Annotated in this window: 15 protein-coding genes; 12 read left to right on the top strand and 3 right to left on the bottom strand. The window is 72.4% G+C overall.

The annotated features are described in order from the left end of the window. Positions 1–137 precede the first annotated feature (137 nt). Both ACI78T_RS07155 and ACI78T_RS07150 read right to left on the bottom strand, forming a co-directional pair. The gene (locus tag ACI78T_RS07155; protein ID WP_456557388.1) at positions 138–2192 is read right to left on the bottom strand and encodes an acyl-CoA dehydrogenase family protein; all 2055 of its coding nucleotides are present in this window, start codon (positions 2190–2192) and stop codon (positions 138–140) included. Continuing rightward, complete coding sequence (locus tag ACI78T_RS07150) at positions 2189–2890, bottom strand: TetR family transcriptional regulator (protein WP_456557387.1); 702 nt, start codon at positions 2888–2890, stop codon at positions 2189–2191. The genes ACI78T_RS07155 and ACI78T_RS07150 overlap by 4 nt, the downstream gene beginning before the upstream one ends. 65 nt (positions 2891–2955) lie before the next feature. On the opposite strand from ACI78T_RS07150, the gene ACI78T_RS07145 reads away from it, so the two are divergent. The 7 genes from ACI78T_RS07145 to ACI78T_RS07115 all read left to right on the top strand — a co-directional run bounded on the left by ACI78T_RS07145 (position 2956) and on the right by ACI78T_RS07115 (position 10279). Beyond that, positions 2956–4242 (top strand): acetyl-CoA C-acetyltransferase, encoded by a 1287-nt coding sequence (locus ACI78T_RS07145; RefSeq protein WP_456557386.1) that lies wholly within the window; start codon positions 2956–2958, stop codon positions 4240–4242. Positions 4243–4294: 52 nt separating this feature from the next. Next, positions 4295–5647, top strand: coding sequence for a 3-oxoacyl-ACP reductase (locus ACI78T_RS07140; protein ID WP_456557385.1), 1353 nt, complete (start codon positions 4295–4297; stop codon positions 5645–5647). Continuing rightward, on the top strand, positions 5647–6501 hold the full coding sequence (locus tag ACI78T_RS07135) for a MaoC family dehydratase (RefSeq protein ID WP_456557384.1): 855 nt from the start codon (positions 5647–5649) through the stop codon (positions 6499–6501). Before ACI78T_RS07140 ends, ACI78T_RS07135 begins: the two co-directional genes overlap by 1 nt. Positions 6502–6518: 17 nt before the next feature. After that, positions 6519–7733, top strand: coding sequence for an acyl-CoA dehydrogenase family protein (locus tag ACI78T_RS07130; RefSeq protein ID WP_456557383.1), 1215 nt, complete (start codon positions 6519–6521; stop codon positions 7731–7733). A 154-nt stretch (positions 7734–7887) separates the two neighbouring features. Further along, positions 7888–9270, top strand: a complete 1383-nt coding sequence (locus ACI78T_RS07125) for an LPXTG cell wall anchor domain-containing protein (protein WP_456557382.1) — start codon at positions 7888–7890, stop codon at positions 9268–9270. Between the two features lie 89 nt (positions 9271–9359). Continuing rightward, positions 9360–10106 carry a class E sortase gene (locus ACI78T_RS07120; protein WP_456557381.1) on the top strand — a complete coding sequence of 249 codons (747 nt, stop codon included), beginning with the start codon at positions 9360–9362 and terminating at the stop codon, positions 10104–10106. Between the two features lie 14 nt (positions 10107–10120). Next, the gene (locus ACI78T_RS07115) at positions 10121–10279 is read left to right on the top strand and encodes a hypothetical protein (protein ID WP_456557380.1); all 159 of its coding nucleotides are present in this window, start codon (positions 10121–10123) and stop codon (positions 10277–10279) included. Positions 10280–10312: 33 nt separating this feature from the next. Here the strand turns inward: ACI78T_RS07115 and ACI78T_RS07110 are convergent, their stop codons facing one another. Continuing rightward, positions 10313–11500, bottom strand: a complete 1188-nt coding sequence (locus ACI78T_RS07110) for a hydroxymethylglutaryl-CoA reductase (RefSeq protein ID WP_456557379.1) — start codon at positions 11498–11500, stop codon at positions 10313–10315. 189 nt (positions 11501–11689) lie between these two features. Here ACI78T_RS07110 and ACI78T_RS07105 point away from each other — a divergent pair, with 189 nt between their 5' ends. Genes ACI78T_RS07105 through ACI78T_RS07085 form a run of 5 tightly spaced genes read left to right on the top strand, consistent with a single transcriptional unit; the run spans position 11690 to position 17126 of the window. Continuing rightward, positions 11690–13216, top strand: a complete 1527-nt coding sequence (locus ACI78T_RS07105; RefSeq protein ID WP_456557378.1) for an ABC transporter substrate-binding protein — start codon at positions 11690–11692, stop codon at positions 13214–13216. Further along, positions 13213–14154 (top strand): ABC transporter permease, encoded by a 942-nt coding sequence (locus ACI78T_RS07100; RefSeq protein ID WP_456557395.1) that lies wholly within the window; start codon positions 13213–13215, stop codon positions 14152–14154. Before ACI78T_RS07105 ends, ACI78T_RS07100 begins: the two co-directional genes overlap by 4 nt. Continuing rightward, complete coding sequence (locus ACI78T_RS07095; protein WP_456557377.1) at positions 14151–15038, top strand: ABC transporter permease; 888 nt, start codon at positions 14151–14153, stop codon at positions 15036–15038. The genes ACI78T_RS07100 and ACI78T_RS07095 overlap by 4 nt, the downstream gene beginning before the upstream one ends. After that, a complete protein-coding gene (locus ACI78T_RS07090; protein WP_456557376.1) occupies positions 15035–16111 on the top strand; it encodes an ABC transporter ATP-binding protein in 1077 nt (358 codons plus the stop codon). The genes ACI78T_RS07095 and ACI78T_RS07090 overlap by 4 nt, the downstream gene beginning before the upstream one ends. Then, complete coding sequence (locus ACI78T_RS07085; RefSeq protein ID WP_456557375.1) at positions 16104–17126, top strand: ABC transporter ATP-binding protein; 1023 nt, start codon at positions 16104–16106, stop codon at positions 17124–17126. The genes ACI78T_RS07090 and ACI78T_RS07085 overlap by 8 nt, the downstream gene beginning before the upstream one ends. Positions 17127–17129 lie beyond the last annotated feature (3 nt).

The following is a 17129-nucleotide window of genomic DNA, read 5'->3' as shown; positions in this document are numbered from 1 at the left end:
CCCCCCCCCCCCCCCCCCCCCCCCCCCACGCCGCCCGGCCGCGCCCGGGCCCCCCCCCCCCCCCCCCCCCCCCCCCCCCCCCCCCCCCCCCCCCCCCCCCCCCCCCCCCCCCCCCCCCCCACTGCGCGCGGAACGGCTCACTGGCCGGGCGGGACCTCCACGGCGGTCGCGGTCCCGTCCGGCGTCTCCTCGGCGTTCTGCGCCCGGAGCTCGGCGTCGCGCGCGGCCATGGCCTCCTGCCGGTCGTCCTCCTCCTCGAGGATCTTCGCGGCCTTCCACTCCGCCGGGATGGCGAACGCGTCGACCAGGGTCGTCACGTGCGGGCGCAGCTCCTTGAGCAGCTGGTTGACGGTGCTGGTGAGCAGCTTGGCGCGGGCCGCCGTCAGCTGGCCGTGCTCGAGGAACCAGGCCTTGTCCGCCTCGATCGTCGACAGCGCGTACAGGTCGCAGACCTTGTCCAGGAGTGCCTTGGCGGCCGGGTCCTCGGTCCGGTCGACGCCGGCGACGAACGACTCGAGCACGATCCGGTCGATGTGCGTCTGCGCCGTCTTCAGGACGTGGTCCTGGACGTCGTTGAACATGTCGAACGGGGCCATGCCCTCGGTGGTCGAGTTCTTCCGCAGCCGCCGGATGGCGCCCTCGAGGCTGTGCTTCTCGCGGAACTCGAACATCTTCAGCTGCCACCCGCGCTCGAGCATCGGGATGTCCTCGTCGTCCCGGCCGGGCAGGGCGTCGACCAGGCGGGCGATCAGGGCGCGCGCCGCCGTCCGCTCCAGGACCGTCTCCCGGACCATGTCGGCGACGAAGCCGACCCGGCCCCAGCCGTCCAGGGAGCCGAACGTGTCGCGGTAGCCGGTGAGCAGGCCCTTGGCGACCAGCTGCAGCAGGACGGTGTTGTCGCCCTCGAACGTCGTGAAGACGTCGGTGTCGGCCTTGAGGTGCGGCAGCCGGTTCTCCTGCAGGTAGCCGGCGCCACCGCAGGCCTCGCGGCACATCTGGATGGTGGCCGTCGCGTGCGCCGTCTGGGCCGCCTTCAGGCCCGCGGCACGGGACTCGAGCTCGCGCTGGGCGGCCTCGTCCACCTCCTGGCCGTGCACGTGCACGGCGGTCTGGACGTCGTGCATGGTCTCGACCAGCGTGCTCTGGGCGAAGTGCAGGCCGTAGGTCTTGGCCAGGGCCGGGAGCAGCTTGCGCTGGTGCACGAGGTAGTCGTTGATGACGATCTCGCGGTCGTCGCCGGGGGCGGCGAACTGCCGGCGCACGTTGCCGTAGCGGACGGCGATGTCGAGGGCGAGCTTGGTGGCCGAGGACGCGGAGCCGCCGACGCTGACCCGCCCGCGGACGAGCGTGCCCAGCATCGTGAAGAAGCGGCGGGTCTCGTTCTCGATCGAGCTGGTGTACGTGCCGTCCTCGGCGACCTGGCCGTAGCGGTCCAGCAGCATCTCCCGCGGGACCTTCACGTGGTCGAAGCTCAGCCGGCCGTTGTCGACGCCGGGCAGACCTGCCTTGGGGCCGTCGTCCCCGATCGTGACGCCGGGGCAGGGCGTGCCGTCGGCGTTGCGGATCGGCACCAGCCAGGCGTGCACCCCGTGGTTCTTCCCCTGGGTGACGAGCTGGGCGAACACGACGGCCATGCGGCCGTCCTTGGCCGCGTTGCCGATGTAGTCCTTGCGCGCGGCCTGGTGCGGGGTGTGCAGGTCGAACGTCTGCGTCTCCGGGTCGTACGTGCACGTCGTCCGCAGCTGCTGGACGTCGGAGCCGTGGCCGGTCTCGGTCATGGCGAAGCAGCCGGGCAGGTCGAAGCTCATGACGTCGCGCAGGTACTTCTCGTGGTGCCGGCGGGTGCCCAGCAGCTCCAGCGCCCCGCCGAACAGACCCCACTGGACGCCGGCCTTGACCATGAGGGAGAGGTCGCCGAACGCCAGCATCTCGATCGAGGTCACGGACGCGCCGGAGTCGGCCTCACCGCCGAACTCCTTCGGGAAGCCCAGCCCGACCCGGCCGGAGTCGGCCAGCTTCTTGGCCGCGCGGGTCACCCGCTCGCGGGCCTCCTGCATGGTCTCGCCGTAGACCGGCAGGAAGTCGGGGTCGTCGAGGTTCTCGCGGGCGTCGCGGCGGACGTGCGCCCATCGGCCGTCGAGGACCTCGCGGATCTTCCCCGGGTCGACCGACGTGGGAACGGTGCTGGTCACTTCTCCTCCTTGCTGGTCGGTGCAGGGGTCACGACGCCGGACAGGCCGGCCCACGCGAGATCGGTCAGGTGAGCGGTGAGTTCGGAGCGGAGCATGGGCCGCCCGGCGCGCAGCCACCAGTCGGCGGCGGAACGGACCATCCCGACGACGCCGTGGCCCCACGGCGCCGCGGCGCGGTCGTCGTGGCCGGATCGGCCGAGGGCCAGGCCCACGATCGCCGCCGCCTGCTCGCCGACGAGGTCGGACAGGCTGCTGATCGGGTCGCGGTCGGCCGGCCGGTCGAGGGTCTGCTGGTGGACGACGAAGCGGTAGAGCTCGGGGTCGGCCTCGAGGAAGCCCAGGTACGTGTCGATCGCCGCGGCGACCATCTCCCGCGGCTTGTCGCTGCTCTCGATGGCGTCGCGCAGCTTGGGCAGCAGCTGCGAGGCGACCCGCGTGCAGACCGCCACGTAGAGCTCCGTGCGGTCGGTGAAGTGCCGGTAGACGACGGTCTTGCTGGTGCCCGCCTCCGCCGCGATCTCGTCCATGCCGACGCCCGCGCCGTGCTTGGCGACGGCGTCCAGGGTCGCCTGGACGAGTTGTTCCCTGCGCACGCGCCGGTGCTCGTCCCATCTCGAGTCGCGCCGGTCACGGGTCTGGGCGATCTTGTCGGGCAGAGCATCGGCCTGCGACGAGCGTCTCATCGTCTCGGCTTTCATGTGACAGACAGTACCGCGTACTCTGAGTACCGGCCAACCGGTCGTTCATCACACAGGAGGTTCCGATGGCAACCCCGAAGACTCGCAAGGCCGCGATCGTCGGCGGTAACCGGATCCCGTTCGCGCGGTCCAACAGCGCCTACGCGCAGGCGTCCAACCAGGACATGCTCACCGCGACCATCGACGGGCTGGTCGCCCGCTTCGGTCTGCAGGGCAAGCAGCTGGGCGAGGTCGTCGCCGGCGCCGTCCTCAAGCACGCGCGCGACTTCAACCTGACCCGCGAGTCCGTGCTCGGGTCGAAGCTGTCGGCCACGACCCCGGCCTACGACGTCCAGCAGGCCTGCGGCACCGGGCTCGAGGCCGCGATCCTGGTCGCCAACAAGATCGCCCTCGGCCAGATCGAGTCCGGCATCGCCGGCGGTGTGGACACCACCTCCGACGCCCCGCTCGCCGTCGGCGACGACCTGCGCCGCGTGCTCATCTCGCTCAACAACGCCAAGACGCTGCAGGACCGGCTCAAGGCGATCGCCAAGATCCGTCCCGGTCAGCTGGTGCCGGAGATCCCGCGCAACGCCGAGCCGCGCACCGGCCTGGCGATGGGCGACCACGCCGCCATCACGGCCGAGGAGTGGGAGATCGGACGCGAGGAGCAGGACGAGCTCGCCGTCCGCTCGCACAAGAACATGGCCGCCGCCTACGACCGCGGCTTCTTCGACGACCTGGTGACCCCGTTCCTCGGCCTGTCGCGCGACAACAACCTGCGCCCGGACTCGTCGCTGGAGAAGCTGTCGAAGCTCAAGCCGGTCTTCGGCAAGGGCGAGGGCGCCACGATGACGGCCGCCAACTCGACGCCGCTGACCGACGGCGCCTCGACCGTGCTGCTGGCCTCCGACGAGTGGGCCGCCGAGAACGGCCTGCCGGTGCTCGCCCACCTGGTCGACGCGCAGACCGCCGCGGTCGACTACGTGCACGGCGGCGAGGGCCTGCTGATGGCGCCGGTCTACGCGATGCCGGTGATGCTGGCCCGCAACGGCCTGTCGCTGCAGGACTTCGACTTCTACGAGATCCACGAGGCGTTCGCGTCCACCGTGCTCTCGACGATGAAGGCCTGGGAGGACGCCGACTTCTGCAAGACCAAGCTCGGCCTGGACAAGCCGCTGGGCTCGATCGACCGGTCGAAGCTCAACGTCAACGGCTCCTCGCTGGCGGCCGGCCACCCGTTCGCCGCGACCGGCGGCCGGATCGTGGCCCAGCTGGCCAAGCAGCTGCACGAGGCCGGCCCCGGCAAGCGCGGCCTGATCTCCATCTGCGCCGCTGGCGGCCAGGGCGTCGTCGCCATCCTCGAGTCCTGACCCCTACAGGGACTTTCTGTACAGAAAGTCCCTCCTGGAAGGAACCGCACACGTGAGTGACTGGTACCGCGACTTCGCGAACTCCGGCTTCGGCACCACCATCACCAAGCAGCTCGGGCTGCCCCGCCCGGCCGTCCTGCGCCGCTACGAGCCGGGGCAGCCGCTGCTGCCCGGGCCGGCGGTCATCGGCTCGGCGGGGGAGGGCCGGCTGCGCGACGCGCTGACCCAGCTCCTGCAGGCCGAGGGCGTCCACGTGCAGTCCCCGGTCACCGCCGACGGCGCCACGGACGGCCCCAAGCCGGCCGCGGTGATCCTCGACGCGACCGGCCTGCGCACCCCGGCCGACCTGGCCAGCGCGCACGACTTCCTCGCGCCCGCGGTGAAGCGGCTCGCGGCCACCGGCCGGGTACTGATCCTGGCCGACCCGCCGTCGGACGCCGACTCGCCGGCCCAGGCAGCGGCGCGGCAGGCGCTGGACGGACTGGTCCGCTCCATCGGCAAGGAGCTGCTCAACGGGTCGACCGCCAACCTGGTCTACGTGCCGGAGGGCGCGGAGGGCGTCATCGCGTCGCCGGTCCGCTTCTTCCTCTCCGGCCGCTCGGCGTACGTCGACGGCCAGGTCCTGAGCGTCTCCGCGGCCGACGTCCCCGCCCCCGCGGACGACGAGAAGCCGCTGACCGGCAAGGTCGCCGTGGTCACCGGTGCCGCCCGGGGCATCGGCGCCGCCATCGCCAAGGTGATGGCCCGGGACGGCGCGCACGTCGTCGCCGTCGACATCCCCGCCGCCGGTGACTCGCTGGCCGCCGTCGCCAACGAGATCGGCGGGACGGCGCTCCAGCTCGACATCACCGCCGAGGACGCGCCGCAGCGGCTCGTCGAGCACCTGCGGGAGCGGCACGGCGGGGTCGACGTCGTCGTCCACAACGCCGGCATCACCCGCGACAAGCTGCTGGTGAACATGGACGCCGCCCGCTGGAACTCGGTGATGGCGGTGAACCTCCAGGCCCAGCTCGACATCACGCAGGCGCTGCTCGACAGCGACGTCCTCAACGCCGACGCCCGCGTGGTCTGCGTGAGCTCGCAGTCGGGCATCGCCGGCAACCGCGGGCAGACCAACTACGCGGCGTCCAAGGCCGGCGTCATCGGCATGGTGCGGGCGTGGGCGCCGCGGTTCGCCGAGCGCGGGGCCACGATCAACGCGGTCGCGCCGGGCTTCATCGTCACTGAGATGACGGCGAAGATGCCCTTCGGCACGCGCGAGATCGGCTCCCGCATCAACTCGCTGCAGCAGGGCGGGCTGCCGGTCGACGTCGCCGAGACGATCGCCTGGCTCTCCCAGCCCGGCAGCGCCGGGGTGAACGGGCAGACCGTGCGGGTCTGCGGCCAGTCGCTGCTGGGCGCCTGATGGCCACCACGGTCCTGGACTCGGCCCCGAACCTGGGCGCGCTGTACGCCAAGGCCGCCGTAACCGCCTTCGGGCGGGGCGGGGGTCTGCCGGACACGCACCTCGCCCGCCACGGCGTCGAGGTGGACCCGGCCCACCACGCGGCCTACACCCGGGTCTGCCGGCTGCCGCTGGACGACGTCCTGCCGGCCACCTACCCGCACATGCTCACGTTCCCGCTGCAGATGGCGCTGATGAGCGACCGCTCGTTCCCGCTCGCGCTGCCGGGGCTGGTGCACGTGCGGAACCGGATCGACGTCCTCCGCGCAATCCGGTCCGACGAGCCGCTGGACCTCGAGGTGTGGGCGGAGAACTTCGCGCAGCACCGCAGCGGGGCCGCGGTCGACCTGTGCGCCACGGCCTCGGCCGGCGGCGAGCAGGTGTGGCGGTCGACGTCGACGTACCTGTCCCGCGGTGCCAGGGCGCCCGAGGGCGCGCCGGAGGCCGACATCGAGGTGACCGTGGGTGACCTGGAGCGGGTCGCGGCCACGTGGCGGATCCCGGACGGCGACGGCCGCCGGTACGCCAAGGTCTCGGGCGACGTGAACCCGATCCACCTGTCGGGGCTGACGGCCAAGGCGTTCGGCTTCAAGCGGGCCATCGCGCACGGCATGTGGGTCAAGGCCCGCGTGCTCGGGGCGCTGGCCGGCCGGCTCCCCGACGCGCTGAGCATCGACGTCAGCTTCCGCAAGCCGCTGTTCCTGCCCTCGACGGTCACCCTGTCGACGGCGCAGGAGGACGGCGGCTGGGACTTCGCCGTCCGGAACGCCAAGGCGGGGACCGAGCACGTCATGGGCACCATCCGTCCGCTCTGACAACGAGGAGTCGCCCGATGCCCGTGTCCTTCGACCTCACCGAGGACCAGGTCGAGCTGCAGAAGTGGCTGCACCAGTTCGCGGCGGACGTGGTGCGCCCGGCGGCGGCCGAGTACGACGAGCGCGAGGACTTCCCGTGGGACGTCCTCCAGGAGGCGGCCAAGATCGGGCTGTACTCGCTCGACTTCTTCGCCACCCAGTGGTTCGACGAGTCCGGCCTCGGCATCCCGATCACCATGGAGGAGCTCTTCTGGGGTGACGCCGGGATCGGCCTGGCGATCGTGGGCACCACGCTGGCCGCGGCGTCGGTCCGCGCGAACGGCACCGACGAGCAGGTCGGCCAGTGGATCCCGGCGATGTTCGGCACCGTCGACGAGCCCAAGGTCGCGGCCTTCTGCTCGTCGGAGCCCGACGCCGGCTCCGACGTGGGCGCGATGCGCACGCGGGCGGTCTACGACGAGGCGACCGACGAGTGGGTGCTGAACGGCACGAAGACCTGGGCGACGAACGGCGGCATCGCCGACATCCACGTCGTCACCGCCGTCGTCGACCCCGAGCTCAAGGCGCGGGGGCACGCGAGCTTCGTCGTCCCGCCGGGCACGAAGGGCATCTCCCAGGGGCAGAAGTTCCTCAAGCACGGCATCCGCGCCTCGCACACCGCCGAGGTCGTGCTCGAGGACTGCCGGATCCCCGGCGACTGCCTGCTCGGCGGGCGGGAGAAGCTCGAGGAGCGGCTCGCCCGCGCCCGCGAGGGCGTGAAGAGCGGGCGCACGCAGCCGTCGATGGCCACGTTCGAGCGCACCCGCCCGGGCGTCGGCGCGCAGGCGGTCGGCGTGGCCCGGGCGGCCTACGAGTACGCGCTGGAGTACGCCAAGCAGCGGGTGCAGTTCGGCCGGCCGATCATCGAGAACCAGGCGATCGCCTTCATGCTCGCCGACATGAAGACCTCCATCGACGCCGCCCGGCTGCTGGTCTGGCGCGCGGCGTGGATGGCGCGGACCGGGCAGCAGTTCACCTCCGCCGAGGGCTCGATGAGCAAGCTCGTCGCCGGCGAGACCGCGGTGCGGGTGACCGAGCGGGCGATCCAGATCCTGGGTGGCAACGGCTACACGCGGGAGTACCCGGTCGAGCGGATGGCCCGCGACGCGAAGATCTACACGATCTTCGAAGGCACGTCGGAGATCCAGCGGCTGGTCATCGCGCGGACCATCTCCGGCGTGCAGATCCGCTGACGACCAGCGCGTTCCGTAACTGTTCGATCACGTTGCGCGGATCAACGGCTCCGTTCCGTCCGTAATGGCGACTGCTTCGTGATCAAGTCCGCGTAGGTCCGGATGCCGGGCCGCGCGCCCGGCGTCCCGGGTACCCAGAGAACGGGAGCCCGGCGTGCCTGCCGCGTCCTTCCCCCGTCGTGCCGCCGGCCTCGTGGCCGCCGGAACGGTCGGGCTGTCCACCCTGCTCGCGCCCGGCACGGCCGGGGCGGCGACCTACGACATCGACGTCACCGGTGCCGTCGACCGGACGGTGACGATCCCGTCGACGGTGTGCGCCGTCGAGTGGGAGATCGGCGGCGCCATCGGCGGCAACATCACGGCGGGGACGGGGCAGGCCCCGACCTACGGCCTGTACGGCATGGCGATGCACGTGACCACCACCGTCACCCCGGGCGGCACGCTGATGATCCAGCCGGGCCAGAAGGGCGGCAGCGTCACCGGAGGGACCACCGACGCCGGTGCCGGCGGTACCAGCGGCACCCGGCCGTCCGGCGGCTCCGGTGGTGCCGGTGCGGCGGGCGGCGGGGGGGCCACCATCGTGCGCAACGGCGCGACCGTCGACTCGCCGTTCCTCCTCGTCGCGGCCGGCGGCGGCGGCGCGGGGACCAACGGCAACGGCGGTGACGCCTTCGACTGGCCGGAGGGCACGGCCTACTTCATCCCGCCGTACACCGGCCAGACGGGGCCGGCCATCAGCGGTGGCGGACCCGGCGACGGCGAGCGCGAGCGCGTGTTCCCCGGCACCCCCGGCTCCGGCGGTGCCCCGGTGAACGGGGCCACCGGTACCACCGGCGAGGCCGGGACGGCGCTGCTCGGCGGCGACGGGCCCGCGGGTGCCGGCGGGGGCGGTGGCGGCGTCCTCGGCGGCGGCTCGGGCGGGTCCGACGGCACCAGGGGCAGCGGCGGCGGCGCCGGCTCGTCGTTCAGCACGGCGGTGGTCGAGAGCGCCGGCAACTGGATCGACCGGAACATGGACCCGGCTGACAACTGGGTGGGCTTCGCGCGCGGCACGTTCATCGCCTGCGGCAGCACCCCTGCCCCCACGACGCCGGCACCGGCCTCGTCCACCCCCGTGCCGGCGCCGGCCACCGTGCCCGCGGGGAACGGTCCGCTCGGCACCCCGCAGGGCGCCGTCACCTCCGTCGCGCCGGGGCAGAAGCTCACCCTGACCGGTTCGGGCTACGCGCCGAACTCCGCCGTCGAGCTGTACGTGTACTCGACGCCGCAGCGGATCGGGTCCGTGACCGCCGACGCCTCGGGCCGCTTCTCGGTCGTGGTGACCCTCCCGACCGGGCTGGTGGCCGGCAAGCACTCCCTGGTGGCGACCGGGCTCGACGCGAACGGGGCGCCGCGCTTCCTGCGCATGGACGTCACCCTCGGCAAGCGCCTGGCCGCGACCGGCGCCGACGTCGTCGTCCCCGCCGTCGCGGGCGTGGCCGCCCTCGCCCTCGGTGGCGGGCTGATCGCCCTGGCCCGGCGCCGGCGCAGCGCCTGACCCTCCGGCAGTCGGGCCGGTCCGCCGGCCCGACTGCCGAGAGGAAAGGAGGCAGCCCCGCCGCCGGGGGCACGACGACGAGGAGATCGGTGCGCACCGAGGACACCACGGCAGGACGCGAGCGCTGGCGCACGGTCACGCAGCTCGTCGGTGAGGTCCTGGTGACCGCGGGGCTCGTCGTCCTCCTGTTCGTCGTCTACGAACTGGTCGTGACCGACGTGATCACCGACCGACGGCAGGAGGAGCTCGCGCAGCAGCTGCACGAGGACTGGGACCGGTCGCCGACGGTCGTGCCCGTCCACGAGAGCAAGGTCGGCGACGCGTTCGGCGTCCTGCACATCCCGCGCCTGGGCCTGGACTACGAGCGCGTCGTCCTCGAGGGCACCGAGGAGGAGCAGCTCGCGCAGGGGCCGGGCCACTACACCGGGACGGCGATGCCGGGTGAGCAGGGCAACGTCGCGTTCGCCGGCCACCGGGTCGGCAAGGGGTCCCCGTTCCTCGAGCTGGACCTGCTCGTGCCCGGGGATCCGATCGTCGTCGAGACGGCCGACGACTGGTTCGTCTACCGCGTGCTGGGGGACGTCGCGACCGGCGACGTCGCCGCCGACCCGAGTGGCATCCCGGGGCGGCAGATCGTCTCGCCGGAGGACGTCGAGGTCATCTCGCCCACCCCGGGCGGCGCCGAGGGCGCGGCACCGACCGGCGCCTACCTGACGCTGACGACCTGCCACCCCAGGTACTCCGCGCGCGAGCGGATGATCATCCATGCTCGACTGGACGACGCGATCAGCAAGGCCGAGCTGCCCAACGGCCCGGCCGCCCTGAACGAGCGCTGAAGGAGCGGACCTCGATGTACGGCTGGATCTGGCGGCACCTCCCCGGGCCGACGGCGGCCAAGGCCGTGACCGCGCTCGTCCTCGTGCTCGCCGTCGTGGCGCTGCTGCTGTTCGTCGTCTTCCCGTGGGTGGAGCCGCACCTGCCCTTCAACGACGTGACCGTCGACCAGTAGCCACCCTCCAGGACTTTCTGTACCGAAAGTCCCCTAGCGGTTGCGGCCGAGGGCGTCGTGGCTGGTGACCCAGTCGCCGGCCAGGATCGCCGAGGTCAGCGAGATGTCGCCGGCCAGCACCACGCCGGCGCAGATCTCGGCGAACTTGTTCACCTTCCCCTTGCCGTAGCAGCCGAGGATCTCCAGGCACTCGCGCTGGGTCGGCAGCCCCGTGCCGCCGCCGTAGGTCGCGACGATCAGCGAGGTCAGCGTCGTCGACCAGTAGTAGTCGTCGTTCGGCAGCAGCTGGGCGTAGGTGACGCCGGAGTGCGACTCGGCGACGTTGGCGACGTCCTGCCCCGTGGCGATGAACATGGCGGTCAGCCCGTTGGCCGCGTGCGCGCCGTTGTACGCGGCGCCGGACATGAAGGCCCCGGCCATGCCGATCTGCCGGTACTCGAACAGCTGGCGGGTGTCCACGCCGGTCAGCTGCTTGAGCACCTCCTTCTTGACGACGACCTCGGCGACGACGCGCTTGCCCCGGGTCATGAGCATGTTGATCTGCGAGTGCTTCTTGTCGGTGTCGATGGCGCCGGAGAGCACGTACCGCGGGTGGTCGGGGTGGTTGGCCTTGATCCACTCGCAGGCGGCGAGCGTCGCCTTGCCGGTCATGTTCTGGCCGGCCGCGTCGCCGGTCGTGTAGTTGACCCGCAGGTACCGCAGCGGCCCGATCTGGTGCTGGCCGATGTAGGTGAGCTTCCCCGAGCGGGTGGTCGACTCGGCCGCCTCGCGGATGCCGTCGAGGTGCTCGTCCACCCAGCGCCCGAACTCCCGCGCCTGCAGGGCGTCGTCGAACATGAACGCGGGGGCCCGCTGCATGTGGTCGTCGACGACGGTGGTCTTCACCCCGCCGCACTCGCTGATCAGGCGCATGCCGCGGTTGTAGCTCGCCACGAGCGTGCCCTCGGTGGTGGCCAGCGGCACGAAGAAGTCGCCCTGCGCGTGCTCGCCGCGCACGGTCAGCGGCCCGGCGAGGCCGATCGGCACCTGGGCGACGCCGGTGAAGTTCTCCACGTTGCCCGGCAGGACGGCGGGGTCGAAGGAGTAGCTGCGCACGTGCTCGAGGTCGGCGCCGGTCCGCTCGGCGACGAACGACTGCCGCTTGTGCGCCATCTCGTCGGTGTAGTCGTGCTCCCGGTCGCGGGGGATGCGGGTGCGGTGCGGGGACTGGACGTCGGTCATGGGGACCTCTTCCCGGACGGCGGTGCGGTCGCGCCTCCAGTGTGATCCGGGTCACTCGTCCCCGCGCAGTCACGCCGACGTTGCGATGCGGTGACGATCCGGCAGACCGCCGTCCTCGGGTCGCCAACCTGCGGGAACCGGTCCAAGGTCGGAGGACGACGCCCCGCTCCCGAGCCCCCGGAGGTCACCGTGCGCGCCATCCGACCACTCGCCCTGGCCGCGGCGGCCGCCCTCGCCCTCTCCGCCTGCAGCGGAGGGGAGAGCGTCGACACCGGTGGTGGGGACGGCGGGGGCGGGGACAACGTCCTGGTCGCCGCCGTCAGCGCGCAGCCCGACCAGTTCGACCCGCACGTGACCAGCGCCTACCCGAGCTTCCAGGTGCTGGAGAACGTCTACGACACGCTCGTCGTCCCCAACGCCGAGGACCTGACGATGGAGCCGAGCCTGGCCGAGTCCTGGGAGACCAGCGAGGACGGGCTGACCTGGACGTTCACCCTGCGCGAGGGCGTCACCTTCCACGACGGCAGCGAGTTCGACTCCGCCGACGTCGTCTACTCCTACAACCGGATCATCGACGAGGAGCTGGCCAACTCCTACCGGTTCGCCAACGTGGCGTCGGTCGAGGGGCCGGACCCGCAGACCGTCGTCCTCACCCTGACCCAGCCGACGCCGAACCTGCTGGCGCTCATCGGCGCCTTCAAGGGCATGTCGATCCTGCCTGAGAACGCGGCCGAGGACCTCGACCTCACCACCGAGGCCAACGGCACCGGGCCCTTCCGGCTGGAGAGCTCGGACGCGAGCAGCACCGTGCTGACCGCCTACGAGGACTACTGGGGCGGGGCGCCGGGCATCGACGGCGTCGAGTTCCGCTACATCACCGAGCCGGCCGCCGCGCTCACCGCGCTGGAGAACGGCGAGGTCCAGTGGACCGACAACGTGCCGCCGCAGCAGGTCGAGTCGCTGAGCGGCAGCGACGACGTCGAGCTCGCGACCACCTCGAGCGTCGACTACTGGTACATGTCCATGAACTACGCGCGGCCGCCGTTCGACAACCCGGCCGTCCGCCGGGCGATCGCCACCGCCGTCGACCGGGCGGAGGTCACCGAGGCCGCCCGCTTCGAGGCCGCCCAGCCGAACCAGACGGCGATCCCCGAGGACTCGTTCTTCTACTACGACTACGCGCCGTTCGAGCCCGACGAGGACGCCGCCCGGCAGCTGCTGACCGAGGCGGGGGTCACCACGCCGATCACCATGGGCCTGATGGTCACCGACGAGTTCCCCGAGTCGGTCACCGCCGCCCAGGTCATCGCCAGCCAGCTCGAGCCGATCGGCATCACCGTCGAGGTCGAGGTGCTCGACTTCGCCACCTGGCTCGACCGGCAGGACCAGGGCGACTTCGACGCCTTCATGCTCAGCTGGCTGGGCAACATCGACCCGGCCGACTTCTACGAGCAGCAGCACATCACCGACGGGTCGAGCAACTACCAGGGCTACAGCAACCCGCAGGTCGACCAGCTGCTGACCCAGGCCGCGACCGAGGTCGACGAGGACGCCCGCAAGGACCTCTACGACCAGGCCGCGACGATCATCGTGGACGACGTCAGCTACCTGTACCTCTACAACCCCGACGTCGTGCAGGCCTGGGCTCCGGGCCTGTCCGGCTACCAGATCCGGGCCGACCGGGCGATCAACTTCGAGGAAGTGGAGCTGCCCTGACCGGCTACCTGCTCCGGCGGGCAGGCCAGTCGCTGGTGGTGCTGGCGGGTGTCAGCGTCCTGGTCTTCTCGCTGATCCACCTGGTCGACGGCGACCCGGTGCGGCTGGCCCTCGGCACGCGCTACTCGCAGGAGTCCTACGACGCGCTGCGGGCGCGCAACGGGCTGGACCTGCCGCTGGTCGAGCAGTACTTCCGGTGGGTCGGGCACGCGCTGACCGGGGACCTCGGCGTGAGCTTCCGCAGCGGCGAGCCGGTGACCCTGCTGATCGCCGAGCGGCTGCCCGCGACGCTGACCCTGGCGTTCGCCGCCATCCTGGTCGCGCTGGCGATCGCCCTCCCGCTGGGCACCCTGTCGGCGCTGCGGCCGCGGTCGCTCACCGACCGGGCCGCCACCGTCGTCAGCCAGATCGGTATCTCGGTGCCGGACTTCTGGCTGGCGATCGTGCTCATCCTCGTGTTCGCCGGGACGCTGGGCTGGCTGCCGTCGGGCGGGTACGTGCCGCTGACCGAGGACCCGCTCGGCTGGCTCCAGCGGCTGGTCCTGCCCACGATCGCCGTGGGTGTGGTCTCCGGCTCGGTCATCACCCGCTTCGTCCGGTCGAGCGTGCTGGAGGCGCTGGAGTCCGACCACGTCCGGACGGCGCAGGCGAAAGGGCTCCCCGGCCGCCAGGTGTTCGGCTGGCACGTGCTGCGCAACGCCCTGCTCCCGCTGGTGACGGTCACGGGTGTGCAGCTGGCCTACCTGCTGTCCGGCGTCGTCGTGGTCGAGATCGTCTTCTCCTGGCCGGGGCTGGGCCAGCTCGCGCTGCAGGCGGTGCAGGCCCGCGACTACCCGGTGCTGCAGGGCGCCGTCCTGCTCTTCGCCCTGACCTTCCTCGTGATCAACCTGGTCGTGGACCTGCTGTACACCCGGATCGACCCGAGGATCCGCAGATGACCGCGGTACCGATGAAGCCCGCGCGGCCGCGCTGGCGGGAGACGCTGGGGCTGCTCGCCGGCAACCGGACGGCGCTGATCGCCTCGCTGGTGCTCCTCGCGATCATCCTGGTCGCCGTCTTCGACGAGACCCTCGCGCCGCAGGGCGCCAACGAGCAGGACATCGCCAACCGGCTCGAGCCGCCGAGCTGGAGCCACCCCTTCGGCACCGACGACCTCGGCCGGGACATCCTCAGCCGCGTCATCCTCGGGGCGTCGGTCTCGCTGAAGGTGGGGTTCCTCTCCGTCGGCCTGGCGCTGGTCGTCGGCACCCTCATCGGCCTGGTCGCCGGCTTCTACGGCAGGTGGATCGACGACTCGCTGATGCGGCTGATGGACATGCTCTTCGCCTTCCCTGCGGTCCTGCTGGCCATCGCGATCCTCGCCATCCGCGGGCCGGGGACGTCGAACACGATCATCGCGATCGCCGTCGTCTACGTGCCGATCTTCGCCCGGGTGACCCGCGCCAGCGTGCTGGGCGTCCGGGAGGAGGTCTACGTCCGTGCCTCGCGGTCGGTGGGCGCCTCCGACTTCCGGCTGCTCACCCGGCACGTGCTGCCCAACGCCGCGCCGCCGATCATCGTGCAGACGTCGATCAGCCTCGCGTTCGCCGTCCTCGCCGAGGCGGCCCTGTCGTTCCTGGGCCTGGGCACCCAGCCGCCCAACCCGTCGTGGGGGCTGATGCTGGCCGAGGGGCGCGGCTACATCGACCTCGCGTGGTGGCTGGCCTTCTTCCCCGGCATGGCCATCGTGATCACGGTGCTCTGCTTCAACCTGCTCGGCGACGGGCTGCGCGACGTCCTCGACCCGCGCCAGCGGACGCTCATGGCCGGAGGTGGGCGGTGAACGTCCTGGAGGTCGAGGACCTGCGGGTGCAGCTGCGCACCCCGCGGGGGACGGCGCACGTGGTCAACGGGCTCTCCTACACCGTCGGTCCGGGCGAGACGGTCGCCGTCGTCGGGGAGTCCGGCAGCGGGAAGAGCGTCTCGGTGCTGGCCCTGCTCGGCCTGCTGCCGCCGCGGGTCGCGACCGTCAGCGGGCGGGCGCTGCTGCAGGGCGAGGACCTGCTGGCCATGGGCCCGGAGCGGCTGCGCCAGGTGCGGGGCCCGGGTGCCGGCATGGTGTTCCAGGACCCGATGACCTCGCTCAACCCGGTGCTGACGGTGGGCAAGCAGATCGTCGAGGGGCTGCTGGCCCACGAGGACATGGGCAAGCAGGCCGCCCGCCGCCGCGCCGCCGAGCTGCTCGGCGAGGTGGGCCTGCCCGACCCTGAGCGGGCGCTGGACCGTTATCCGCACGAGCTCTCGGGCGGCATGCGCCAGCGGGTGGTCATCGCGATCGCGCTGTCGAACTCGCCGGCGCTGCTGATCGCCGACGAGGCGACGACGGCGCTCGACGTCACCGTGCAGGCGCAGATCATCGACCTGGTCGAGAAGCTGCAGGCCGACCGCGGTACCGGCGTCATCTGGATCACCCACGACCTCGGCGTCGTCGCCGGCATCGCCGACCGGGTGCTGGTCATGTACGGCGGCCGCTGCGTGGAGGACGGCACGGTGGACGACGTCCTCGAGCACCCGGCGCACCCGTACACGCGGGGCCTGCTCGGCTCCCTGCCCGACCTGGCGGCGCCGGCCGGCCCGGACGGCGAGCTGCCCGACCTCACCACCGTGCCCGGCCTGCCCCCGCCGCCGACGGACCTGCCGCCCGGCTGCGTGTTCTGGCCGCGCTGCCCGGTCCGCGGCGACGCCCGGTGCGAGACCGAGCAGCCACCCCTCGTCCAGATCGGGGGCCGAAGTGGCCACATTGGCCCCGCACTGCCGCACCGGGCTGCGACCTGGTGCTCCGAACCGGGGACTTCCGGTACAGAAAGTCCCGGGACTTCCGGTACAGAAAGTCCCTGGGAGGGACGTCGTGAGTGACGTGCTGGTGTCCGCGCGGGGGCTCGAGGTGCACTTCCCCGTCCGCTCGCCGAAGGGGGTGCTGCGGGCGGTCGACGGCGTGGACCTCGACATCCACCGCGGCGAGACGCTCGGCCTGGTGGGGGAGTCCGGCTGCGGGAAGTCGACGCTCGGCAACGCGCTCCTGCGCCTGGTGCCGCCCACCGGCGGGACGATCACCTTCGACGGCACCGACGTCACCGCGCTGGACCGGCGCGGGCTGAAGACGATGCGGCGCCGCGCTGGGATGGTCTTCCAGGACCCGTTCGCCTCCCTCGACCCCCGGCGCACGGTCGCCCAGACGGTGGCCGAGCCGCTGGAGGTGCACGGCCTGCACGGCGGCCGCCAGGAACGGGCGGCGAGGGTGGGGGAGCTGCTGGAGCTGGTGGGGCTCGACCCGTCCGTGGCCGGCCGCTACCCGCACGAGTTCTCCGGCGGTCAGCGGCAGCGGGTGGGCATCGCGCGGGCGCTCGCCGGCGAGCCGGACTTCCTGGTCTGCGACGAGGCGATCGCCTCCCTGGACGTCAGCGTGCAGGCGCAGGTGCTCAACCTGCTGCGGCGGCTGCAGAAGCAGCTCGGGCTCACGCTGCTGTTCATCTCCCACGACCTGTCCGCCGTCCGCCACCTGTCCGACCGGATCGCCGTCATGTACCTGGGGCGGATCGTGGAGATCGGTCCGGCCGCGGCGGTCGGCGCGGATCCGCAGATGCCGTACACGCAGGCGCTGCTGTCGGCCGTCCCGGTGCCGCACCCGGCCCTCGAGCGCGAGCGGCGCCGGGTCGTGCTGCGCGGGGACGTGCCCTCGCCGGCCGCCGTCCCCAGCGGCTGCCGGTTCCGGACGCGCTGCCCGTACGCCTTCGAGCCGTGCCCGACCGTCGACCCCGCGCTGCAGCCGGCCGGGGCGCCCGGTCAGCTGGCCGCCTGCCACCTGCACGGCGTCGTCGGCACCCCGGTGACCGACACCCCGGAGGGCGTCACGGCTCAGCCGGGCTCCTGACGG

This window comes from Blastococcus sp. SYSU D00922 (assembly GCF_054050495.1).
The sequence above is the reverse complement of the archived record's forward strand: the minus strand, read 5'-3'. Positions and strand labels throughout refer to the sequence as shown.